This is a genomic window from Lactobacillus equicursoris DSM 19284 = JCM 14600 = CIP 110162 (assembly GCF_001434815.1).
In the GTDB taxonomy this organism is placed as follows: Bacteria; Bacillota; Bacilli; order Lactobacillales; family Lactobacillaceae; genus Lactobacillus; species Lactobacillus equicursoris.
Genome location: NZ_AZDU01000176.1, coordinates 1 through 206 on the forward strand (window position 1 = coordinate 1; position 206 = coordinate 206).

The 206-nt window shown below is 44.7% G+C and carries 1 protein-coding gene; it reads right to left on the reverse strand.

Annotated features, from left to right (window positions below; all coding sequences use genetic code 11):
• A partial coding sequence (locus FC20_RS10625; RefSeq protein WP_162254736.1) for a hypothetical protein occupies nucleotides 1–206 on the reverse strand: 206 nt, incomplete at both ends.

Sequence of the window (206 nt, forward strand, 5' to 3'; positions counted from 1 at the left end):
GCTTTAGCTTGTTTCAAAAATACGCGTCCTTGTTCATAAAGTGCCAGATTTGTTTGCTTACGCGCGACATTGTAAGCCGCATCGTCTAATAAGCCAGTAATTAAGTTCATCCGTAAATGAGCGTGATCTTGGGTCATCGGCCAATCAAGTACTGTCAGCGCCGAATCAACGAGCGTAAATTGACGCGCTTTTTCAGGGGTCGTTAA